Origin of the sequence: Subtercola boreus (genome assembly GCF_003399635.1) — a bacterium.
GTDB lineage: Bacteria > Actinomycetota > Actinomycetes > Actinomycetales > Microbacteriaceae > Subtercola > Subtercola boreus_B.
This window is the reverse complement of record NZ_NBXB01000006.1, coordinates 62,869-84,379: the sequence shown is the minus strand read 5'-3', so window position 1 is coordinate 84,379 and position 21,511 is coordinate 62,869. Positions and strand designations below refer to the sequence as shown.

Annotated in this window: 21 protein-coding genes; 14 read left to right on the top strand and 7 right to left on the bottom strand. The window is 67.6% G+C overall.

From position 1 onward, the window contains the following. Positions 1-22: 22 nt before the first annotated feature. The 3 genes from B7R22_RS01520 to B7R22_RS01510 form a co-directional block, all read right to left on the bottom strand. Positions 23-997: a TIGR03557 family F420-dependent LLM class oxidoreductase gene (locus B7R22_RS01520; protein ID WP_116410141.1), complete on the bottom strand. Its 975-nt coding sequence runs from the start codon at positions 995-997 to the stop codon at positions 23-25. 97 nt (positions 998-1,094) lie between these two features. Further along, positions 1,095-1,682: an MOSC domain-containing protein gene (locus tag B7R22_RS01515; protein WP_253258819.1), complete on the bottom strand. Its 588-nt coding sequence runs from the start codon at positions 1,680-1,682 to the stop codon at positions 1,095-1,097. A 270-nt stretch (positions 1,683-1,952) separates the two neighbouring features. Next, positions 1,953-3,650 (bottom strand): TolB family protein, encoded by a 1,698-nt coding sequence (locus B7R22_RS01510; protein WP_116410051.1) that lies wholly within the window; start codon positions 3,648-3,650, stop codon positions 1,953-1,955. 215 nt (positions 3,651-3,865) lie between these two features. On the opposite strand from B7R22_RS01510, the gene B7R22_RS01505 reads away from it, so the two are divergent. Further along, positions 3,866-4,627, top strand: coding sequence for an endonuclease/exonuclease/phosphatase family protein (locus B7R22_RS01505; protein WP_253258818.1), 762 nt, complete (start codon positions 3,866-3,868; stop codon positions 4,625-4,627). Between the two features lie 80 nt (positions 4,628-4,707). On the opposite strand, the gene B7R22_RS01500 is transcribed toward B7R22_RS01505, so the two are convergent. From B7R22_RS01500 to B7R22_RS01490, 3 genes are read right to left on the bottom strand one after another with little or no spacing between them, the layout of a single operon-like run. Further along, the gene (locus tag B7R22_RS01500) at positions 4,708-6,375 is read right to left on the bottom strand and encodes an FAD-binding oxidoreductase (protein ID WP_116410050.1); all 1,668 of its coding nucleotides are present in this window, start codon (positions 6,373-6,375) and stop codon (positions 4,708-4,710) included. Continuing rightward, positions 6,372-7,136: a lysophospholipid acyltransferase family protein gene (locus B7R22_RS01495; protein ID WP_253258817.1), complete on the bottom strand. Its 765-nt coding sequence runs from the start codon at positions 7,134-7,136 to the stop codon at positions 6,372-6,374. The genes B7R22_RS01500 and B7R22_RS01495 overlap by 4 nt, the downstream gene beginning before the upstream one ends. A gap of 52 nt (positions 7,137-7,188) precedes the next feature. Further along, positions 7,189-7,959, bottom strand: a complete 771-nt coding sequence (locus tag B7R22_RS01490) for an SDR family NAD(P)-dependent oxidoreductase (RefSeq protein WP_116410049.1) — start codon at positions 7,957-7,959, stop codon at positions 7,189-7,191. 82 nt (positions 7,960-8,041) lie between these two features. On the opposite strand from B7R22_RS01490, the gene B7R22_RS01485 reads away from it, so the two are divergent. From B7R22_RS01485 to B7R22_RS01460, 6 genes are all read left to right on the top strand, one after another. Further along, positions 8,042-8,857 (top strand): hypothetical protein, encoded by an 816-nt coding sequence (locus B7R22_RS01485; protein WP_116410048.1) that lies wholly within the window; start codon positions 8,042-8,044, stop codon positions 8,855-8,857. Then, entirely contained in the window at positions 8,854-11,184 is a 2,331-nt protein-coding gene (locus tag B7R22_RS01480; protein ID WP_367379170.1) for an HAD-IB family hydrolase, read from the top strand. The genes B7R22_RS01485 and B7R22_RS01480 overlap by 4 nt, the downstream gene beginning before the upstream one ends. Then, positions 11,177-12,739, top strand: a complete 1,563-nt coding sequence (locus B7R22_RS01475) for a lactate racemase domain-containing protein (protein ID WP_116410047.1) — start codon at positions 11,177-11,179, stop codon at positions 12,737-12,739. The genes B7R22_RS01480 and B7R22_RS01475 overlap by 8 nt, the downstream gene beginning before the upstream one ends. Then, positions 12,739-13,431, top strand: coding sequence for a lysophospholipid acyltransferase family protein (locus B7R22_RS01470; protein ID WP_116410046.1), 693 nt, complete (start codon positions 12,739-12,741; stop codon positions 13,429-13,431). The genes B7R22_RS01475 and B7R22_RS01470 overlap by 1 nt, the downstream gene beginning before the upstream one ends. A 149-nt stretch (positions 13,432-13,580) precedes the next feature. Continuing rightward, entirely contained in the window at positions 13,581-14,378 is a 798-nt protein-coding gene (locus B7R22_RS01465; protein ID WP_116281482.1) for a ferritin-like domain-containing protein, read from the top strand. 38 nt (positions 14,379-14,416) lie between these two features. Continuing rightward, entirely contained in the window at positions 14,417-15,514 is a 1,098-nt protein-coding gene (locus B7R22_RS01460) for a diacylglycerol/lipid kinase family protein (RefSeq protein ID WP_116410045.1), read from the top strand. 48 nt (positions 15,515-15,562) lie between these two features. Here B7R22_RS01460 and B7R22_RS01455 read toward each other — a convergent pair whose 3' ends face one another. Beyond that, the gene (locus tag B7R22_RS01455) at positions 15,563-16,009 is read right to left on the bottom strand and encodes a DUF4440 domain-containing protein (protein WP_116410044.1); all 447 of its coding nucleotides are present in this window, start codon (positions 16,007-16,009) and stop codon (positions 15,563-15,565) included. 111 nt (positions 16,010-16,120) lie between these two features. Here B7R22_RS01455 and B7R22_RS01450 point away from each other — a divergent pair, with 111 nt between their 5' ends. From B7R22_RS01450 to B7R22_RS01420, 7 genes are all read left to right on the top strand, one after another. Further along, positions 16,121-16,324, top strand: coding sequence for a hypothetical protein (locus tag B7R22_RS01450; protein WP_116410043.1), 204 nt, complete (start codon positions 16,121-16,123; stop codon positions 16,322-16,324). Positions 16,325-16,335: 11 nt separating this feature from the next. After that, positions 16,336-16,701: a type II toxin-antitoxin system death-on-curing family toxin gene (locus tag B7R22_RS01445; protein ID WP_116410042.1), complete on the top strand. Its 366-nt coding sequence runs from the start codon at positions 16,336-16,338 to the stop codon at positions 16,699-16,701. Between the two features lie 143 nt (positions 16,702-16,844). After that, positions 16,845-17,081 carry a hypothetical protein gene (locus tag B7R22_RS01440; RefSeq protein WP_116410041.1) on the top strand — a complete coding sequence of 79 codons (237 nt, stop codon included), beginning with the start codon at positions 16,845-16,847 and terminating at the stop codon, positions 17,079-17,081. Positions 17,082-17,159: 78 nt separating this feature from the next. Next, positions 17,160-18,548 (top strand): LLM class flavin-dependent oxidoreductase, encoded by a 1,389-nt coding sequence (locus tag B7R22_RS01435; protein WP_116410040.1) that lies wholly within the window; start codon positions 17,160-17,162, stop codon positions 18,546-18,548. Continuing rightward, positions 18,505-19,656: a methionine ABC transporter ATP-binding protein gene (locus B7R22_RS01430; protein WP_253258816.1), complete on the top strand. Its 1,152-nt coding sequence runs from the start codon at positions 18,505-18,507 to the stop codon at positions 19,654-19,656. Before B7R22_RS01435 ends, B7R22_RS01430 begins: the two co-directional genes overlap by 44 nt. Further along, positions 19,653-20,414, top strand: coding sequence for a methionine ABC transporter permease (locus B7R22_RS01425; RefSeq protein ID WP_116410039.1), 762 nt, complete (start codon positions 19,653-19,655; stop codon positions 20,412-20,414). The genes B7R22_RS01430 and B7R22_RS01425 overlap by 4 nt, the downstream gene beginning before the upstream one ends. 66 nt (positions 20,415-20,480) lie before the next feature. Then, complete coding sequence (locus tag B7R22_RS01420) at positions 20,481-21,395, top strand: MetQ/NlpA family ABC transporter substrate-binding protein (RefSeq protein ID WP_116410038.1); 915 nt, start codon at positions 20,481-20,483, stop codon at positions 21,393-21,395. The last annotated feature ends 116 nt before the right edge of the window (positions 21,396-21,511 follow it).

The following is a 21,511-nucleotide window of genomic DNA, read 5'->3' as shown; positions in this document are numbered from 1 at the left end:
CGGAGTCCCGAGGAGTGCGACGTCACAGGGCACGCAGCTTCTCGAGCAGCGGCTCGGCGACGGTGTCGAGGAACTCCTGCTGCCGCTGGTCGCCCACCTGCACGAGCGCGATGTCGGTGTAGCCCGCCTCGAGGAACGGCTTGACGCTCTCGGCGAGCTCGTCGAGGTCGGGGCCGCAGGCGATGCTTTCGGCCACATCCTCCTCGCGCACGAACTGGCTCGCCCCCGCGAAGCCCGCGGTCGTCGGGAGGTCGGCGTTCACCGACCAGCCGCCAGCGAACCAGCGGAACTGGTCGTGCGCCAGCGTGATCGCCTCGGCCTTGTTCGGACCCCAGCAGATCGGAACCTGGCCGATCGAACGGGAGGCGGGCTGGTCGCTGCCGCGCGCCGCATTCCAACCCGAGATCAGATCAGCCTCGGGCTCCGTCGAGATCAAGTGGTCGCCGAGCGGAGCAAAGCGGGCGATCGACTTCTCTCCCGAGATCGCGAGGCCGATCGGCACCCCGCCGTCGGGCAGGTCCCAGATGCGTGCCGAGTCGACACGGAAATACTCCCCCTCCCAGGTCACGAGTTCACCCTTGTGGAGTTCCCGGATGATCTGCACGGCCTCTTCGAGCATGTCCTGCCGGGCATCCACCATCGGCCAACCCTCGCCGACGACATGCTCGTTGAGGTTCTCTCCAGCGCCCAACCCGAGGATGAAGCGGCCGTCGGCGAGCAACTGCAACGTCGCCGCCTTCTGCGCGACGATCGCGGGGTGGTATCGCACGGTCGGGCAGGTGACATAGGTGGCGAGTTCGACCCGGTTCGTGGCCTGGGCGACGGCGCCGAGCATGGTCCAGGCGTAGGTCGCGTGACCCTGCGATACGAGCCACGGCGAGTAGTGATCGCTCGAGACCTCGAAATCGAAGCCGGCGTTCTCGGCGTCGACGGCGTACTTCACCAGTTCCTTCGGGCCACTCTGCTCGGTCATCAGCGTGTATCCCCACCGGGTCATGGTTCCTCCTGTGTGCAGTGTCTTGGTGGTGCTCTTGCTTGCGCTCGCTTCCACGGTCCGCCACCCGTCTGAGCCTGTCAACCCGTTGCCAATGGCGTCAGAACAGCACACCCCCGTTGGTCTCGAGGGCGATGGATGATCGGAGCACCGCACGGCCCACCGCCAGGGTTCCGCTGCTGAGCGGCTCGCAGCGCACACCGCCCCGCCCTCGCAGGGCCTGGTGTGCTCCCGGGGCCAGCATCACGTCCATCCACGCGCACGGATTCGCCGGCCGATGCCCCTGGAACTCGACTGCACCCTGGCCGGAGTCCAGAAGGAACCGGGCCTTCTTGAGCAGATCGACGTCGACTCCGCGTAGGAGGATGTTGCGGCGGGTGGCATACGGATCGAGCGGTTCCGCAAGCCCGAGTATCCGTTCGACGTGTTCGACCGATTCGACCGCCATGACCGTCACAGAGGCGCTGCGGTGCGCCGCGTGCCCGAAGTGGCGGTCGCCGACAATGCCCAGGTGCGCCCGCAGCTGGATGCTCTGCCGCACCTCATCGGGCGCTCCCGTCGGTACGGGCCGCGGCCCGTCGCCCGGCCGCCCCTCATACCGGTGCAGCGGCGAGGCCAGCAGGTGCACGATCTCGACCTCGTAGCAGTAGGCCAGCTCCCCGTCGCCACCGTTCCCTGCCTGCTGCACCCTTCCAGCGTACGCCGGAGCCGGTGACTCCCGGCGGGGCTTGCCTACGGGCGGCGGGCGCCGGGCGGAGTTTGCCCGCGGGCGGCGGGCGCAGGGCGCCGTCGAGGGTGGAGCCGCGACCATCCTCTGAGGGGGGGTAGGGGTGGTGGCCGCGGCTCCGGTCATGACTCGCGGCCGACGCCCGGGGGGAGTGAGCGACGGCCGCGAGAGCCTTGGGCGAAAGGAGGGTGGTGGCAGTGGCCGAGCCGCTACCGCCACCCTCCTGCGGAACTACTCGGAGTCCGCCGGGTGCGCTGCCTGCTTCTTTCGGCGAGCCGCCCGTGATCCGAAGAGGATCGACCCGCCGACCAGTGCAAGCGCCGCAGCAGCCACGCCCGCCAGGATGATCGGCGCCTGGCTCATACCCGTCGACGCGAGCTGTGTTCCCCCAGAGCCCAAACCGCCCCGACTTCCGCCCGCGCCTCGCTCGCCGCCTCCCGCGCTGCCGCCGGTGGGGGGCACGCCCGTGGCGGAAGGCGACCCGGTCGGAGCCACTGTGGGAGTGGGCACCGGGGTCGCAGGCGTGGTGGTCGGTGGAGCGACGGCCCCCATCGCCCGGAGGTAGGTCTGCGTGTCGAGAGAAGCCGCGGTTTCAGCGAGACCGGGAGCGAGCGAGGTGAACCCGACGTAGTTGCCGTCACCCGATACGGCTGCCTGGTTGGAATCAGCCGTTCCACCGGCGGCGGGGTTCGCGCGCTGCACGCTCACCATCCGCGTCGTCGACGTGTCGACGCTTCGGATGTACGCCTGCGTCTTCGCAAAGGTCGGGACAGTTGTGAGGTCCTGTGACATCGAGGTGAAAGCGACGACATCGCCTTTGCCTGAGATCGAAGGCACGGATGAGTCACCCGCGGCACTGAGCGTGTTGGCTGAGTTGAACGTCACCAGGATGTTCTTCTCGGTAATGCGATCGTTCAGGTATACCTGCCGAGAGCGATTCACGCCTGCTGTCACAAGATCGAGGGCTTTGGAATCGTAGGCGACCCGGGACCCGTCGAACGACACCGACGGGTGGTCAGACGGCCCCAGGCCGAATTCATTTCTATCTCTGGCGGTGTAGCTCAACAGCGACGTGGTCGAAGCGGACAGACTGCGCAGGTAGATCTGCGTCTGACCATTGCCGGCTTTCGCAGTGATGTCACTCGCGGCACTGACAAAGGCCACCGACTGCCCGTCACCAGACAGCGACGGGTGCGTCGAATCGTCGTTGGGAAGCGTGATACCAACACCCTGTCGGGCACTCCCCAGCTGGATGGCCGGGTCGGTCGCGTTCTGGGCGATGTAGACCTGAGTGTCCGTCGTCGCCAGGCCCGGCAGAATGTTCGTCGCCGCCGACTGGAACGCCACTCTCGACCCATCTGCGGAGATCGACGACCACTCCGAGTCACCGTTGCCTCCGGAGAGCTGACGCGGCGTCAGGCTGATCTTCCGCGTCATGCCGGTGACCGTGTCGCGGATGAATACCTGCTTGTGGTCGTCGGCGAGGTCGAGCGGCAAGGCGAGGTTGTGGGCCGAGGACGTGAACGACACGAAGCGGCCGTCCGCGGAGATCGATGGGTCGGTCGCGTCAGCATTGGCAGAGTCGGTTCCGGCCATCGCCGCACTCACGAGCGTGGTGACGCCCGTCAGCTGGTCTCGCTTGTAGACCTGTGACTTCTCGTGGTTTCCGACGGAGACGAGGTCGTCGGAGAGCGACGAGAACGCGACGAACCTGCCATTGGACGACACGCTGCTCTCACCGGACGCGTGGTCGCCGGCCACGGGCGGCGACGCGGGGGTGACGCTGGTCATCACCGTCTGCTCGAGGGCGGGAAGCACCGCGAGGGCTGCCCCGGAGGCGCACAGGCTGACCGCGCCGACGGCGACCGCAGCGCCGCCGAGAGCGATCAGGCGACGAAGCCGCGAGGCGGAAAGGGTGGGCTGTGGCATGGCGTCCTCAGGTCGTGAATCAGATAGTGAGCATTGATCAGCTAAGTTACAGGACGTGTCTTCGAAGTCGCAACCCCACGACCAAACCGGGAGCGGAGCGCCTACGAATACCACGCTGTGTGCGAGCGAGAGTTCGCACGAGCCCCTCAGCGAAGCTGGTTAGACTACTGGTGACAGACAGGGGTGCAAGAGTTGGGTGGTTCGTCCTGAAGATCATGAGCTACAACCTGCGGCGGCATGCAGCCGTCGCCGAGTTGGAAGAGTTGGTCCTGCGCCACCCTGTTGATGCCCTGTGCCTTCAGGAGGGCGAGGGCACGCGCATGCCCGAGCAGATCGGTGAGCTGCAGTTGAGCGCTGCCACCTACAAGAGCGAACTCGGGCTCGCGATCTACTACCGCCCCGACCGGTTCACCGCGCTCGACTCGCATGCCTTCACGCTGCGGAAGGCGATGCACGACCGCGTGCTGCTGCCCGGCATCGAACGCCTGCTCACCACGCGGCTCGTCGACCTGCAGTCCGGACAGGATGTGCAGCTGGCCTCGTTCCATGCGTCACCGCTCTCGGCGACGAACCTCCTCCGCCGGCAGCAGATCGCCCAGGCGCACGTTCACCTGACCGAGCTGACCGGCGACGTGCCCACGGTCATGACCGGTGACTTCAACTATCCGCTGCTCCGCAGCCGGCTGATCAAGCAGGTCGAGAAGGCAGGGTTCTCGCTCTCCCTGAGCGACGGGCCGACCTACTACTACTCGAAGTCGATCGCCTACCACTTCGACTTCGCCACCTCCAAGGGCATGGACGTGCAGCTCGTCGAGACCCTGCCGAAGGGTCTCTCCGACCACCGCCCCATCCTTATCACGGCAGAGATCCTGAAGCGCCAGAACCTGCACGAACAGCAGGCTCCGACCAGATCCGATGCCGACAAGCAGGATGCCGGTCGCGACCCGCACAACCCCGTCCTCGACGGCGTCGAGTAGATCCCGCGTCCGTCGTAAACGCGAAGGGGCCCCTTCAGGCTTTGAATAGGCGGCGCCGATACGGGGCCCCGCCGGGCCTCTTAGCGGCGCAGGACCTTCCCCGGGTTCAGGTTCTTGCCCGGGTCGACGGCCGTGAACATGCCCTGGATGAGGTCGGCGCCGGCCACCGAGATGTCCTGCTCGGTCCACTGGGAGTGCTCCACACCGACGCTGTGGTGGTGCGAGAGCGTTCCGCCCGAATCGATGAAGGCCTGCTGGATGGCGGACTTCACGACGTCGTACTGCGCGAGCGGGTCGACGCCATCGTGGGTGAAGGCGAAGGTGAAGTAGAGGCAGGCACCGGAGTGCATCGAGTGCGAGAGGTGGCACATGATCCACCCGCTCTCACCGAGCGAATCATAGGCCTTGTTGGCCGCCGCGAAGACGTTGTCGTAGAGGGGCTTCAGGCGGGACCACGGGGCCGAGGTCTCCGAGACATCCGCCGCCGCGCCGCGGTCGAGAAGGAAGTCGCGGAGGTAGGGCGTGTCGAATTTCTTCTGGTCGTAGAGCGTGCCCGGGCCCTTGCCGAGGGTGATCGCCCCGTGCTTCTTCACGATGCTGCCGACCAGGCCCTTCTGGTGCGCGACGTTGGCGGCCGAGCCCTCGTAACCGATGAAGGAGAGGCAGATCTCGTCGAGGTTCCAGCCGCGCTTCTGCAGGAAGGCGAACAGCGCCTTCTGCACCTGCCCGCTGATGCCGTGGGATGCCTTCGACGTCGAGAACGAGAACGCGGTCTCACGGGCATCCGAGACCCGGGTGATGGAGGGTGCGGCGTCGCTGGTGTTGATGTCGTGCATGGCGGCGAGGCCGGAATCCCAGTCACGGAAGAGGTAGCCGATGACCTCGCGCCTCTCGGGCAGGCGGTGCACCTGCACGGTGGCCTCGGTGATGATGCCGAGACGACCCTCGCTGCCGAGGATGGCCTCCCGCACGCTCGGGCCGGTGGCCGACGAGGGGATGGGGCGCACGACCAGCAGCTTGCCCGGCTGCACGACCCGGAGGCCTTTGGTGATGTCGGCGATGTCGCCGTACTTGTCACTCTGCATGCCCGACGAGCGGGTCGCGATCCAGCCACCGAGGGTGGAGTAGGTGAAGCTGTCGGGCTGGTGACCCATGGTCCAGCCGCGGGCCTGCAGCTGCTCCTCCATGTCGGGACCGAGCACGCCGGCCTGGATGACCGCGAGCCCGGAGTACTCGTCGATGTCGAGCACGCGCGAGAGCCGGCCCATGTCGAGCGAGATGACGGTGCGCGTCTCGGTGGGCATCGGCTCGAGCGAACCGACGATGTTGCTGCCACCGCCGAACGGGATGACGACGGCGTCGAGCGACACAGCGAGGTCGACGATGCGCTGCACGGCGCTCTCGTCGGCCGGATAGACCACGACGTCGGGCACCCGGGCGAACGAGCTGGCACGCACGCGGATCAGATCCCGGATGCTCTTGCCGTACGTGTGCACGACGCGCTCTTCATCGTCGACGGTCGAGAACTCGGGCCCGACGATCGTCGTGAGGGCCTCGAGCAGCTCTGCGGGCGCCTGGGATGCGGGAACGTCGAGTTCGGAGAATGCGACCGGGGGAACCGGCTCCCGCCACACATCGATGCCGACGGCGTTGACGACGAACGGAGCGAATCCCGGCTTGTCCTCGTGGTGGAATCCCACCCCTTCGACGCCCCAGCCCCACCATTTCATGTGCTTGACGTCGGTCATGCGGCTCCTTCACGGGGGTGCTCGTCGGAGTCGCCGGTTGCATCGGCAGATTCGACAGTGGGGTGATTGTGGACGTTGGCGCCCGTCTCGGCGAGGAACAGCGCGAACTCGGCCGCGTGCATCTCGCGCACGACCTTCTCGATGCGGTCGTTGAAGTCTGTGACGTTCTCGCCTTCTGCGGCGATGAGCGGCTGGCCGAAGCGAACCCGAACGGGCGGTCGGCCGGGCACGGGCCAGTTTCGGCCGCGCGGCATGGCCTGCGTGGCGCCGACGAGGGCCATCGGGATGCACGGGATGCCCGCCTTGAGGCAGAGCGCAGCGGCGCCGCCCTTGAACGGGGCGATCGTGCCGTCTTTGGAACGGGTGCCCTCGGGGAAGACGAGCAGCGGCACGCCTGCCTTCAGGAGCTTGCCCGTGAAGCCTGTCGACCGGGCGTTCGCACTGCGGTCGACCGGGAAGGCGTTGAAGAACAGCGCGGTGAGGCCCTTCCGCCACCACACGTCGAAGAAGTAGTCAGCCGCAGCAGCAGCCGCGAGGTAGCGGGAGAGCCGCGAGGGCATCGATCCGAGGATGAGGGGCGCATCCAGGTGGCTGGAGTGGTTCGCCACCACGATGTACGGGCCCCTGACCTCTTTGAGGAGAGCACGATCGGTGATGGTCACATGCACCATCGACCAGATGACCGGCTTCAGCAGCAGGCGCTGGGCGACGAAGCGGGCGCCCGCTTGGGCCTTAGAGGTGTATCTGTTGCCGAACTGCACCAACCCAGAGTACCCACTCGGACTGTGGAACCGAAACGCGTGCGGCACCCAGTCAGTCGTTGCGGCTGGACGAGATCTTTCCCGACGCCCAGCGGATTCCGCTCCGCGGAGCGTGCTTGATCACGAACATCAGGAACTGGAACCGGCGGGAGGGCACGGAGATGACCTTGCCCTTCTCCACGTCCGCCAGGCACGCCGCCACCAGCTCGTCGACATCGACCCAGAGGAAGTTGGGGATCGACGACTCCCGGATGCCCGCCCGGGCGTGGAACTCGGTCTTCACCCACCCGGGGCAGAGCGTCGTGACCTGAACGCCTGAGCCCTTGAGCTCCACCGCGAGGCCCTGGCTGTAGGACGCCACCCAGGCCTTGACGGCCGAATAGCTCCCCATAGTGACGAATCCGGCCACGCTCGACACGTTCACGATCGTTCCCGATCCCCGCGTGCGCATGGTGCGACCTGCCGCGGCGCCCAGCATCAGCACCCCGCGGATCATCACGTCGATCGCCCGCTCGTGGGGAGTGGTGTCGACGGCCAGAAGAGAGGCGTGCACGCCGAAACCAGCGTTATTGACGAGCATGTCGATGGGCGAGGAGGTGTCTTCGAGGCGAGCGGCCACCCGCAGCACGTCTGTGCGCTCACCGAGGTCGGCCGAGATCGTCTCGACCTCGATGCCGTATTCTGTGCGCAGCGACTCGGCGGTCTCGGCGAGCCGTGTTTCGTCGCGTGCGACGATGACCAGGTTGTCACCCCGGTCTGCCAGTGCCCGCGCGAACGCCGCACCGATACCCGAGGTGCCACCCGTGACCATTGCCGTAACCATGGCAATCACGATACGTGATGGCGACGAACGACTGATGCACTGCTGTACGAAAACTCACATCCTCGCCCGACCGGAGACCACCATGACCTCTGACTTCGACATCCGCGAATACACCCGCACCGCGGCGGGCAGCCACGAGGCGACCCTGCCACTGGCGGCGTTCGCCGAGCATCCGCTCACCCACCAGACGCTCCAGACGCTGGCGTACCTTCGCGACCTCGAGGACTTCACGATGCACCACATGCGCGACGTGCTGGTGACTCCGAGCCACAAGGACGCCCGGCTCACGGCGTTCCTCGCGACCTGGGCGTTCGAGAAGTTCTGGATCGCGGATGCGTTCGACCGCATCATCGCGGTGCACCCCGACTTCATCCCCGTGAAGAGCCGCGCCCGCTCGGGTGTGGTGCGCTTCGCCCGCGAGGCCATCGACAGGGTTTCACCGATCGTCACGGCGATCCGCTCGAACCTGATCGGCGAGGACATCATCGCCGGCCACGTCACCCGCGGGTACATCGACGAGCTGGTGAGCAGAGTGGCCTACTCCCAGCTGTCGAAGAACGACCCGAACCCCGCCCTGGCCGAGGTGCTGGCCGCCTTCCAGAAGCTCCGCGACCGGCATCTGCAGTTCTTCGAAGGCGAAACCGTGCGAAGACTGGAAGAATCGGTATCGGCTCGGAAGCTCACCAGGTCGTCGCTTCGACGGTCGTGGGTGCCGACGGGCACGCATGAGCAACCGATCCAGGAGACCCGATTGATGATGAAGTACCTGTTCAGTGACGCCGAGGGGCGCGCTGGAGTCTTCGACGTCGACCAGGGCGTCGACGCACTTCCGGGCCTGGGCGGGCTGAAGGTCATGATGAGGGCGACCAGGCGCTACGGCGTGAAGGCAGCCGCGTGAGCGCCTTCTCCCCCCTCGAGGGCCAGCACATCATGCTCACCGGAGCCACCGGTTTCGTGGGCCAGGCGATTCTCGAGAAGCTGCTCGCCGACTATCCGACCACCCGGATGACCCTGCTGATCCGGCCGAAGGGGTCGCTCACCGGACAGGCCCGCCTGAAGAGCCTGCTGCGAAAGCCCGTCTTCTCGAAGTGGCGCGAGCGCGTCGGGGCGGATGAGGTCGAGCGGGCGATGACCGAGCGCATCTCGGTCATCGAATCGAGCATGGGATCGGTCGCGGGCCTGCCTGCCGACCTGGACGTGCTCATCCACAGCGCCTCGACCGTGTCGTTCGACCCGCCCATTGACGAGGCTTTCAAGACCAACGTCGGCGGCGCCGTCGGCCTCTACGAAGCACTGCTCGCGACGGGCAGCGACCCGCACGTCGTGCACGTGTCGACCGCGTACGTCGGCGGCATCACCAAGGGCACGGTGGTTGAGGCCAGCCTGAAGCACACCATCCAGTGGCGTGACGAGATGGCGGCCGCGCTGGCCGCACGCACCACGGTCGAGGCCTCATCCCGCCGGCCCGAAGTGCTTCGCAAGATGATCGCCGACGCGAAACTCGACAACGGCAAGGTCGGCCCGCACGCTGTCGCCATCGCGGCCGAGATCGGTCGCACCGAATGGGTCACGAAGCGCCTCGTCGACTACGGCCGCACCCGCGCGCAGAGCGTCGGCTGGGCGGATGTGTACGCCTTCACGAAGTCGATGAGCGAGCGGGTCGCCGAGGAGCTGTGGGCCGACAACGGTCACCGGCTCTCCGTCGTGCGCCCCGCGATCATCGAGAGCGCCCTGAAGCACCCGTTCCCAGGCTGGATCGACGGCTTCAAGGTGGCGGATCCGCTCATCATCGCCTACGGCCGCGGGCTCGTCCCCGAGTTCCCCGGCCTGCCCGACAGCATCCTCGACATCATCCCTGTCGACATCGTCGTGAATGCCACGCTCGCCGTCGCGGCGAACCCGCCTGCCCCCGCCGACCCGAAGTACTTCCACCTCTCCTCCGGCGGGCGGAACCCGCTGACCTTCCGCGAGATCTACGAGAACGTGCTGAAGTACTTCCGCGCGAACCCGATTCCCGACGAGCAGCGCGGGCACATCCGCACCCCCTACTGGGACTTTCCCGGCGCCCGGGCGATCGCCCGGAGCCTCCGCACCGGCGAACGCGCGAACAAGCTGCTCCAGCGCACGCTGCTCCGCCTGCCCTCCACCCAGACCACCCGCAGTTTCATGCGGCAGGCCTCCGCCCGGCAGACCGACCTCGAGCTGCTCCGCGCCTACAGCGACCTCTACCAGAACTACACGCAGGCCGAGATCATCTACGACGACTCCCGCACGGCGGCGCTGAACGACACGCTGCCGCCGGATGCCCGGCAGAAGTTCGGCTTCGACGCCACCGAGATCGACTGGGACAACTACCTGCAGGAGGTGCACTTCCCGGCCGTCACGACACTGATGCGCACCTTCAGCTCGCGGCCCCGCGCCAAGGCGCAGGTCGACAAGCCCCTGCCCCAGAACCCCGAGGCAGCCGCGTTCTTCGACCTCGAGGGCACCGTTCTCGCCTCGAACATCGTCGAGCAGTACCTCTGGGTGCGGCTCGCCAGCCTCGATCGCGCGAAGTGGCCGCAGGAGCTCGCGAACCTGTTCGGTTCGCTCCCGAAGTACCTTGCCGCCGACCGCCGCGACCGGGGCGAGTTCATCCGCACGTTCTACCGGCGATACGAGGGTGTCGACGAGCAGGCGCTCCGCCAGCTGATCCACGACACCGTCGGCGATGTGCTGCTGCAGCGGATCCGCCCGGAGGCCGTGCGCCAGATCCGCAAGCATCGCGAGGCCGGGCACCGCACGATCCTCGTCACCGGGGCCATCGATGTGCTCGTCGAGCCGTTCGTCACCCTGTTCGACGAGGTCGTGTCGAGCCACATGCACTCGAAGGACGGCATCTGGACGGGCCACCTCTCGAAGCCCCCGCTCGTCGACGAAGCCCGGGCCGCGTGGCTCCGCCTCTACGGGGAGCGTGAGGGGATCGACCTGAAGAAGTCGTACGCCTACGGCGACAGCATCGCCGACCGCGCCTGGCTCGAACTCGTCGGCAACCCGCAGGCTGTCAACCCCGACGCCGCACTGTTCCAGCACGCGACCCAGAAACACTGGCGCATCCACCAGTGGAGCGACCACAACCACAGCCGATTCGACACCGTCGGCGAGCTGCTGCGCGGCGACATCGTGCAGAGCGCATCCTCCACCCCGGCCCTCGGCCCGAGCCCGAAAGAAATCACCCATGAGTAGACCAGGCTTCGTACTGAGCGTCGATGCGCAGACTCCTCCGCTCGTCGTGTTCCAGGGCGAGAAGGTGCTGCTCGAGCGACTCCCGATCGACGCGAGCGTGCTGTACCCACCCGAGGCGCTGCAGGGCATCCGCTCGCTCGATGAGGCGATCGGCCGTGCACTCGACACCCCTGTCGACAGCGAACCGCTCAGCGCGCTTCTGAAGCGTGGTTCCCGCGTCACGATCGTGTTCGAAGACCTCTCGCAGCCGGTGACGAGCCGCACGGCTCCGGATGTGCGGCAGCGCGTCATCGAACTCGTTCTGGAACGGGCGGCGGCAGCCGGCGTCGACGACGTCGAGCTCATCGCGGCGACAGGGCTCAGGCGCCGCCTCACCGCGCACGACCTGCAGCGCGTGCTGGGCGAGCGCGTGTACGCCTCGTTCGCGCCCGACCACGTGCGGAGCCACGACGCCGAAGACGAGAACCTCGAGGTGGTCGGCGAACTGCCGGGCGGAACCCCGATCGAGGTCAACGCGCGGGTCGCGTCGAGCGACCTGGTCATCTCGGTGCGCCTCGCCACGGCGGTCGGCAACGAGGGCGCTGCGGCCGTCGCGACCAAGCTGATCGGTGCGAAGACGGCGCGGGCCCGGGGATCGTTCGCAGCGGGGACGGCGGCCAGCGCTGCCAGCTCTGATGCGACGAACACCGACGCGTTCGACGACCTCGTCGACACCATCGGCGACAAGGCGCGCGTCTTCACCGTCGACGTCACCCTCACCCCGGAGCCCACCGGCCCGGCCTCCGCCTTCCTCAGCAAGCGCGAGCGGGAGTGGAGCCTCACCGACCGCGCCCTCTCCGCCGGGCTCCAGGCCGCCACGCGCATCCTCCCCGCCCGCGCCCGGATCGGCCTCGCGCAGGTCTCGGGAGTCGGCTACGGGGTCACCTCGGTGGTCGCGGGAAAGCCCAGCTCCGTGCATCCGCTGACCGAGGCGTTCCTCGCCCAGCAGCAGGTCGCCCAGTTCGACCGCCCGGCGGATGTCGCGCTGTTCGGCATCCCGAACCCGGGCACCATCGGGTCGAGCCTGAACCCCGTCACGGCCGCAGCCCTCGGACTCGGCCAGATCTTCAGCGGGGCCACCGCGGAGCCCGTGGTGCGGGCCGGCGGAACGGCGATCTTCTACCACCCGCTGACCCCCTGGTTCCACCCGCTGCACGACCCCGCCTACATCGACTTCTTCGCCGAGGTGCTGACCCAGAGCACCGACCCGGCCGTCATCTCGGAGCAGTTCGAGGAGAAGTTCGCGGCCGACCCGTGGTACCGGCACGTCTACCAGACCAGCTCGTCGAACCATGCGCTGCACCCGTTCCACGCCTGGTACTCCGCGGCTCCGGCCATCGCGCACCTCGGCGACGTCATCTTTGTGGGCGGCGACCACGGCTCGACCAGGCGCCTCGGCTTCAAATCCGCCTCGACCCTCGCCGACGCCCTCGAGATGGCTTCGGACTCGGTCGGGCTCGCCCCCGCGATCACCTACGTGCACGGTGCACCGGTGAGCATCTCCGAGGTCAGCTGATGCCCGGGCTCGCGATCCGGCTCGCCGTCACGCCGTCCGTGTACGGTCTCGAACACGTGACGGAGCAGGGCGGTCCGTTCATCTTCGTGGCGAACCACCCGTCCCAGCTCGACGAGGCGCTGGTGCGGAATGCCCTGCGAAGCGTCGTGCCGCGACTGGTCTCGGTTGCCGTCGAACCGCGGAGCGGCATCCGGGGCCTCGTGGACCAGGCCCTCAGCCTCCGGTCGGCGAGCCGGCTCTCCGCCCTGCTGAAGAGCGGTACCAGTGTGCTGCTCTTCGCCGAGAAGACCCGCACCGACGATGGATCGCTCGCTCCGCTCGACCTCGGGGCGGCCGCTCTCGGCATCCGCACCGGCGTGCCGCTCGTGCCGGTGGCACTCCTCGGCACCTTCCGGGCCCTCCCGCCGTGGCGAATCACGGTCGAACCCGGGCGACCCCGCGTCTCCGTACTGTTCTCCCGACCAATCCGAGCGGGCTCCGGCGACGAATCATCCGCAGTGACCGAGAGCATCGCCCAGGCGATCGAGGTCGGGCTGGCCGAGGAGTCTCGAGGCTGGTACGGCGCTAGGAGATCACCGGCCGACGGAGCTGTGCCCCGGGAAACCGAGGGACGGCCAGAGGCCGGCTGGCGGCGGATGTGGAAGGCCACAGCGACACCGACCGGCGCGACCAGACGCCGAGTGTGGCAGTAGCAGCTTCAGAAATGACGCTGTTCAGCTGGCGTGGCTACAATTTTCAGATTCACCCCGCACAATAGGAAGAACCCGACTGCCAGAACTTGGCACTTTCAGAAACAGGAGGATGAGGCACCGCCCGGCAACGTGCACAGCCTCAAGCGCCCATGGCCTTCGACATCGACAATTACACGAAGACGTCGAAGAACGTCGCCTGGGAAGACCTTGACTTCGAGACGTTCCGCACGAATCCGCTGCCGGACGACACGCTCCGCGTCATCCGGTACATGGCCGATGTCGAGTACCACACGGTCTGCTACATGCGCGACATGCTCGTCACCCCCTCGCACCGCGACAAAGACGTGACCGGGTTCATGACGATGTGGAACCGCGAGGAGTTCTGGCACGGCGAGGCCCTCGCCGACGTGCTCCGCATGCACGACATCGAGCTCGAGTTCGACGAACTGAAGTCGAAGCGCCTAAAGCTCGGCTGGAAGGATCGCATCGATCCCGTGAAGCAGTCGGTGCTCTCGAACCTGGTGGGCAAGGACTTCATCGCAGTGCACATGATCTGGGGCGCCGCCAACGAGTGGTCGGCCGTTGCCGCCTACAAGCGACTGGCCGAGATCGAGGGCCACCCGGTTCTCGCCGAGCTGCTGAAGCGCATCGCGATGCAGGAGGCACGCCACGTGGCCTTCTATGCGACCCAGGCCCGCGAGCGCCTCGGCAAGAGCCTGCTCGCCCAGAAGTTCGCGCGGTTCGCCCTCGGCAAGTTCTGGGGCCCCGTCGGGTCGACGATCATGGACCAGACCGAGGTCAAGCACGTGATGGGCCACATCTTCGGTGGCATCGACGGTCGCAAGGCCATCAACGCGATCGACGCCCACATCGCCAAGATGCCCGGGCTCAAGGGGCTCACGATCGTGGCCGACTCGCTCGACGGCCACGGCATCGCCGCGGTCTGACCGGTGAGTTGAGCGCTGCTGTGTCCGCTCCGGGGGGAGTGCCTGCCGAAAGGCCTGGGCCGACGGCTGCGATCGTCTACAACCCGACGAAGGTCAACGAGAAGCGACTCCGCGCCATGGTCGCCGCCATGGAGGCCGAGAAGGGCTGGGCTCTGTCGCTCTGGGCCGCCACCACGGTGGAGGATCCGGGCCACGTCGCCGCACTCCGCCTGCTGGAGTCCTCCCCCGACGTGGTGATCGCCGCGGGCGGCGACGGCACGGTCAGCGCTGTCGCCCAGGCTCTGACCCACCAGCAGGTTCCGCTCGGGATCCTGCCGACCGGCACGACCAACCTCTTCGCCCGGGCCCTCGGCCTGCCGCTCGGCGTGATCGGCCTGCCGTTCGTGAACGCCCGGAAGGCGCTGCGGGCAGCGTTCAGCGAGACGGTCCGCACGGTGGACGTCGGCCGGGTGGACGCCGTGCTCGACTCAGGCGAGACGATCAGCCGCGCGTTCACCGTTATGGCGGGCATGGGCGTCGACGCCCAGATGGTGGTCAACACCTCACCGAAGGGCAAGGACACGCTAGGCTGGACCGGGTACGTCGGCGCCATCCTCGACTCCTTCGTGCGCAATCGCCGCTTCGACCTCAGCTACACGCTCGACGGCGCCCCGCTGCCCGAGACTCCGGCACACACGATCGTGCTCGGCAATGCGGGCGTGCTGCCGGCGGGCATCCGGATGATCCCCGGCGCCCTCATCGACGACGGCCAGCTCGACGTAGTGGTGCTGAGCCCCCTCGGGGCCGGCGAATGGGCCCGGGCGATCCACTGGTTCTGGCGCACCAACACCACGTATCTCCCCCGGAAGCCCGCTGCGCGAGCCGCAGCCGACGGATCGGCCCCGGTCACGACCTCGTCGGTGCGCCATGCGCGGGCGAGCGCGATCACGTTCGCCGTGACCGAGGCGCAGGACTTCGAGATCGACGGCGAGTACCTCGGCCGGGTGACGTCGGCCACGGCGTGGATCGAGGTGGGCGCGCTGCGCGTGCGCGGTTCGGTGGGCGGCGCGGCGCTGCCGGCCTCAAGCCTGCCCACTGCCGAGGCGGGGGCTGCATCTTCCCGTTCGGGAGGAACACAGCCCACGTCAGCCGAATAGGGCGGCACATCGGCTGAGCTCCTCCCGAACGGGAACGGGAGCGCGACGTCAGGCCAGGCGGGTTCCCTGGTGGAACACGCAGCGGAAGCTGCCGTCCGACTCCCGCCAGATCGACGAGCGGCGGGTGAGGCCGGATCCGCTCCGGAGCAGATAGGTGAGCAGGTACAGTTCAGGGGCAAGGGTCTCGACGCGCGGATCCGAGAACTCGTGAGCATCGAGCGTCGAGGACATGTCGAGGGTCGCGAGCGCCGCCACCATCTCCGGCCGCGACCAGAGCCGCCCCGACTGCCCGATCTCCCGGAACTCACGGTCGAGCAGCGCTTCGACCGCATCCGGGTCCAGCCGCACCGCAGGATCGAGCAGCCGTCGTTCGCACGCGATCACCGCCTGCTCGACATGCTCGGCGCGCGTCAGCTCCTCCACCTTGCCCGGGGCGGCACCGCCGCAGAACTCGTGCTCCGGGCGCTCGGCCGGAAGCTCCCCACGTTCATCCATCGATCAACCGTACGTCGCGCCCGTCGGGGCACGCCAGTCCCCCGGCAGAGGCACACCGCCGGCGGGCCAGAGCATCTTGTTGCGGCGGTATCAGAGTGATATCGTCTCACCATGGCGATGACACTGCGGCTCACGGATTCCGACGCGGCACGGCTCCGCGCTCGCGCCGAACACGACGGTCGGTCCATGCAGGAGACGGTGGTCGAGGCGATCCATTCCTACCTGGAGGGCCGGGATCGTGCCAGCCAACTGGACGCAGCCCTGACAGACACGCTCGCGCGCTACAAGACCACTCTGAAGCGACTGGGCGAGTAACCTTCACTTCTGTGACCGTGTACCTGACGCTGGGCGAAGCCGTGCTGATAGCCGGCGCCGCCATCGGCGCACCCCCGGCCGTACGGGACTTCGGTCTGCTCGAGGCGGCGCTCGCCAGGCCCCAGACGATGGTGCTCGGCGAGGACGCATATCCGAGTCTGTACGAAAAAGCCGCCGCCCTGCTCCAGTCCCTGGTGGGCAACCACGCGCTGGTGGACGGCAACAAACGACTCGGCTTCGCCTGCACCGCCGTCTTCCTGGCGGTGAACGGGGCGCCGCTGACGCTCACCGAGAACGACGCCTACGACCTCGTCATGGCGGTGGCGAGCGGCGAGCTGAGGGAGCTGTCGGCGATCGCCGGGCGCCTCGCCGGGTAAGAACATCCTCACGAGCCGAGTGCGGCGCCGCGGATTCGGGGCGTGAGAATCTTCTCATCCGGGCCACCCGAACCAGCCGACACTCGGCCTGCCCGTGCGCAAGGGGGGTTCCTCGGCGGGCGCGGCCGGGTAGCGTCGGAGACATGAACGCATCAGAGATCCGCTGGAACGACGAAGCCCGCGCCAAAGTCCTCACCGACTCCGACAACGTGCTCCGCGACGCCGTCGTCGAGTTGAACGGCAGCATGCAGGGAAAGCCGTCCGACGAGATCTACGCCGCCCTCAACGAGCGCCTCAAGGATCGGTTCATCGACTACGAGCCGGGCCCGGATGTGCGCAAGTACGCCGACGCGATCGCTGCGGGCGACATCGAGGCGTAGCCCGCTCGGGGGTCTGGTTTGTGACGCCGTGTAACGCGGGCGGATGCGCGACGGCGCGGCTTCACTCAGGATGTCTCTATGACCAAGCAGATCCGCTTCAATGCCTTCGACATGAACTGTGTCGCCCACCAGTCGTCGGGCATGTGGCGCCACCCCCAGGACCAGTCGTGGCGCTACAAGGAGCTCTCCTACTGGACTGAGCTCGCGAAGCTACTGGAGCGCGGCAGGTTCGACGGCATCTTCATCGCCGACGTACTCGGCACGTACGACGTGTACGGCGGCTCGAACGAAGCGGCGATCCGGCACGGGGCGCAGGTTCCGGTGAACGATCCGATCCTACTGGTCAGCGCGATGGCTGCAGTCACCGATCACCTCGGATTCGGCATCACCGCCGGCACGGCCTACGAGCATCCGTACCCGTTTGCGCGCCGTATGTCGACGCTCGACCACCTGACGAAGGGCCGGGTCGGCTGGAACGTCGTCACGGGCTACCTGCCGAGCGCCGCGCGCAACATGGGGCACGACGACCAGCTCGAACACGACGACCGCTACGACGTGGCCGATGAGTACCTCGAGGTGCTGTACAAGCTGTGGGAGGGGTCGTGGGAGGACGACGCCGTCATCCGCAACCGGGAGACGGGTGTGTTCACCGACCCGGCGAAGGTGCACGAGATCGGGCACTACGGCAAGAACTACACGGTTCCGGGTATCCACCTGTCGGAGCCGTCGACCCAGCGCACGCCCGTGATCTACCAGGCGGGAGCCTCGCCCCGCGGCATCCGGTTCGCCGCCGGCAACGCCGAAGCGATCTTCGTGGCCTCACCCACGAAGGAGCTGCTGCGTGAGACGGTGAAGAACATCCGCGACGCCCTCGAATCCGCCGGGCGCGACCGTCATTCGGCGAAGATCTATACGCTGCTGACGATCATCACCGACGAGACGAGCGAGAAGGCGCACGCGAAGCACCAGGACTACCTGCAGTACGCCAGCGAAGACGGCGCACTGGTCTTCATGTCGGGCTGGATGGGCATCGACCTCTCGCAGTACGACCTCGACGAGCCGATCGGCAATGTGAAGAGCAACGCGATCCAGTCAGCGGTGGCGAACTTCCAGGGACCCGGCAACGACGGAGCCGAGTGGAAGGTGCGCGACATCGCGAAGCTCGGGGCGATCGGTGGGCTCGGTCCGTTCATCGTGGGGTCGGCATCCGAAGTCGCAGACCACCTCGAGGAGTGGGTGCGCGACACCGACGTCGACGGCTTCAACCTGGCCTACGCGATCACTCCCGGTACGTTCGAAGACGTGGTCGAGTTCATCATCCCGGAGCTGCAGGCGCGGGGCGCGTACCCGACCGAATACGTCGAGGGAACGCTCCGCAACAAGCTGCACGGCCGGGGCGACCGGCTGCCTTCCGAGCACCTCGGTGCGCAGTACCGCGTGGGGCAACCCGCGGGCGCCCGGTCGTGACCTGATGATCGCGCTCGAGAAGCTCACGAAGGTCTACGGGCAGGGACCCTCGGCGGTCACCGTGCTCGACAACCTCGACTTCAGCGTGGCTGCGGGCGAGATCTTCGCGGTCGTCGGGCCGAGCGGGGCCGGCAAGTCGACCCTCGCGCAGTGCGTGAACCTGCTGGAGCGGCCCACCTCAGGGTCGGTCGTCGTGAACGGCGAGAACCTCTCCGCCCTCTCGGAGGAGAAGCTCCGGATCGCCCGCCGCCGGATCGGCACGATCTTCCAGTCCGACGGGCTGTTCAGCCGGCGCACCGCTGCCCAGAACGTCGCCCTGCCGCTCGGCTACCTCGGCGTGACCGCCAGGGAGTCGAAGAAGCGCGTCGCTGAGCTGCTCGACCGGGTCGGGCTGTCGTCGCGGGCGAACCACTACCCGCACGAACTCTCGGGCGGACAGCGTCAACGGGTCGGGATTGCGCGGGCCCTCGCGCTCCGGCCGTCGATCCTGCTCGCCGACGAGGCCACCTCAGGGCTCGACCCCGAATCGACGACCTCGATCACGACGCTGCTGAAAGAGCTGCGCGACGACCTCGGGCTCTCGATCCTGTTCATCACGCACGAGATGGAGACCGTGCTGAAGGTCGCCGACTCGGTCGCGCGGCTCGACCACGGGCACATCGTGGAGTCGGGGCGGGTCGTCGACCTGTTGCGCGACGCGTCGTCGCCGCTCGGGCTGGCGTTGAACCCGGTGCGGGTGCCGCTGGTCGGCGGCCGGGACGAGGCGGCCTGGGTGGTCAGCTACACGTCGTCGGCAGTGCCGACCGACTGGGTCACGCGGCTCTCCAGCGCCCTGTCGACTCCGGTCTCGCTGTTGGGGGCGTCGATCGAGACGATCAACGGTTCGGTCGTCGGCAACGCGACGATCGGGCTGCGGGCGTCGGACTCGGCGGCTGTCGTGGCTGCGGCTGCGGCGCTGGGTCTGGATGCCCGGCAGAGCGATCGCGCCGGCGACGTGTCGCACACAACTGCGGCCGCGGCCTCCCCCGCGGGAATCGGCGATGCTGCCACTGCTCCCGGCCCGGAGGCGTCCGCGACCGTTCGCGAGCCGGCGGAGGTCGCCGCATGAGTGTGCTCGCGAACAACCAGGTTCCGCTCGCGGACATCCCCGCGCTCGTCTTCCCTGCGCTCGGCGAGACCCTGATCATGGTCGGCATCGTCATGTCGATCGTGGTGGTGGTGGGCATCCCGCTCGGTTCGATCATCCACAACCTCGCGCCCGGCGGGCTGTTCGAGAACCCGGCGCTCCACCAGGTGCTGAGCTGGATCGTCAGCATCGGGCGATCGCTTCCATTCCTGATCCTGATGGCGTCGATCGTGCCATTCACGCGGTTCATCACCGGCACGAACATAGGGATCGCGGCCGCTGTCGTGCCGATGTCGATCGCCGGGATCGCGTTCTTCACGCGCATCGTCGAGAACTCGCTGCGGAGCGTTCCGCCGTCGCTGGTGCGCGTGGCAAAGGCCTCAGGCGGATCAAGATTGCAGATCATCCGCACCGCGCAGCTCGCCGAGGCGATCCCGTCGCTGATCGGCGGGCTCACGATCAACACCATCGCGATGATCGAGTACTCGGCCATCGCCGGCACGATCGGGGCCGGCGGCATCGGCTACGTGGCCGTGACGTACGGCTACCAGCGGTTCGACAACACGGTGATGGGGGCGACGATCATCATCCTCGTTGCGACCGTCGCGCTGGTGCAGGTCACCGGCGACCGGCTGGTGCGAATGACCACGCCGCACGCGGCCACGGCCAGCGGGCGGCGGTATGCACGGCGCATCGCGCGCACCGACATCGAAGCGGCGAACGCGGCGTCACCGGCGTAGGCCCGGTACGCGCTCCACCTTTTTTCTCCTTCTTTTCTCACAGCATCCACGAGAGGTACTACCCCCATGTCTGAAACACCCTCCACCAGCTCCGGCCCCGACTCCGATCTCGGTTTCGAGCTCAAGAAACGCCGCCGTTGGCCCATTGTCGCCGGTGCCGCAGTGGTCGTCGTCGGCGTCGCCGCCGCGATCACCATCCCCCTGCTCAGCCCCTCCGCCTCGGCCAACGACACTGCCGGCGCAACCCTCTATGTGGCCACCGCCGAAGGCAACGCCTCGGAGCAGGCGCTGGTGAACTTCGTCGCCACGAACGTCGCGCCGAAGTACGGCATCAACGTGCAGTTCAAAGGCCTGAGCGACAGCAACACGATCAACCGTGCGGTGAGTGACGGCGAAGTCGCTGCAACCGTGTACCAACACAAGCTCTGGCTCGGGCAGGTGCTCGAGTCGAACCCCGATTTCAAGGAGGAGGCGGCGACGCCGGTGTTCCGCTGGGGCTTCGGGCTCTGGAGCGACAAGTACACCGACGTCTCGCAGATTCCCGACGGCGGAACGATCTCGCTGTACTCCGACCCGGCCAACGAGGCGCAAGGGCTGTGGATCCTCGACAGCGCCGGCCTCATCACCCTGAAGCCGGGCACGAGCAAGGGCACGGCCACCCAGGACGACATCGCCTCCAACCCGAAGAACCTGAAGTTCACGCTGCTCGACTTCGCCGCCCAGTCCCGGTCGCTGCCCGACCTCGACGCGGCCGTCGGCTACACCGAGTACTACCTGGCGGCGAACATCCCGATCGCGAAGCAGATCTTCGCCCCGCAGGCACCCGACGAGTTCGCCGGGCAGCTCACGATCGGCTCGGACTTCACAAACACCGACAACATCAAGAAGCTCGTCGCCGCGTTCCAGGACCCGGCCGTGCAGGACTTCCTCGCCACGGACCCGTCGGTCGCGGGCATCCTCCTCCCCCTCACCGCCCCCTGACCCGCCTGCCCGCCCCGCCCCCTCCTCCCACCTCCCTCACCTTGATCGGGGAGTCGATTTCCGCCCGAAAACCGCTGGTTCAGGGCGGATTTCGACTCCCTGATTCGAGTTGGAGG

What these genes read in the sequence shown, in the direction of transcription:
- B7R22_RS01520 (WP_116410141.1), bottom strand. Translation starts at nt 997, where the DNA reads ATGACCCGGTGGGGATACACGCTGATGACCGAGCAGAGTGGCCCGAAG.
- B7R22_RS01510 (WP_116410051.1), bottom strand. Translation starts at nt 3,650, where the DNA reads ATGCCACAGCCCACCCTTTCCGCCTCGCGGCTTCGTCGCCTGATCGCT.
- B7R22_RS01505 (WP_253258818.1), top strand. Translation starts at nt 3,866, where the DNA reads ATGAGCTACAACCTGCGGCGGCATGCAGCCGTCGCCGAGTTGGAAGAG.
- B7R22_RS01500 (WP_116410050.1), bottom strand. Translation starts at nt 6,375, where the DNA reads ATGACCGACGTCAAGCACATGAAATGGTGGGGCTGGGGCGTCGAAGGG.
- B7R22_RS01490 (WP_116410049.1), bottom strand. Translation starts at nt 7,959, where the DNA reads ATGGTTACGGCAATGGTCACGGGTGGCACCTCGGGTATCGGTGCGGCG.
- B7R22_RS01485 (WP_116410048.1), top strand. Translation starts at nt 8,042, where the DNA reads ATGACCTCTGACTTCGACATCCGCGAATACACCCGCACCGCGGCGGGC.
- B7R22_RS01475 (WP_116410047.1), top strand. Translation starts at nt 11,177, where the DNA reads ATGAGTAGACCAGGCTTCGTACTGAGCGTCGATGCGCAGACTCCTCCG.
- B7R22_RS01470 (WP_116410046.1), top strand. Translation starts at nt 12,739, where the DNA reads ATGCCCGGGCTCGCGATCCGGCTCGCCGTCACGCCGTCCGTGTACGGT.
- B7R22_RS01465 (WP_116281482.1), top strand. Translation starts at nt 13,581, where the DNA reads ATGGCCTTCGACATCGACAATTACACGAAGACGTCGAAGAACGTCGCC.
- B7R22_RS01455 (WP_116410044.1), bottom strand. Translation starts at nt 16,009, where the DNA reads ATGGATGAACGTGGGGAGCTTCCGGCCGAGCGCCCGGAGCACGAGTTC.
- B7R22_RS01450 (WP_116410043.1), top strand. Translation starts at nt 16,121, where the DNA reads ATGGCGATGACACTGCGGCTCACGGATTCCGACGCGGCACGGCTCCGC.
- B7R22_RS01440 (WP_116410041.1), top strand. Translation starts at nt 16,845, where the DNA reads ATGAACGCATCAGAGATCCGCTGGAACGACGAAGCCCGCGCCAAAGTC.
- B7R22_RS01435 (WP_116410040.1), top strand. Translation starts at nt 17,160, where the DNA reads ATGACCAAGCAGATCCGCTTCAATGCCTTCGACATGAACTGTGTCGCC.
- B7R22_RS01425 (WP_116410039.1), top strand. Translation starts at nt 19,653, where the DNA reads ATGAGTGTGCTCGCGAACAACCAGGTTCCGCTCGCGGACATCCCCGCG.
- B7R22_RS01420 (WP_116410038.1), top strand. Translation starts at nt 20,481, where the DNA reads ATGTCTGAAACACCCTCCACCAGCTCCGGCCCCGACTCCGATCTCGGT.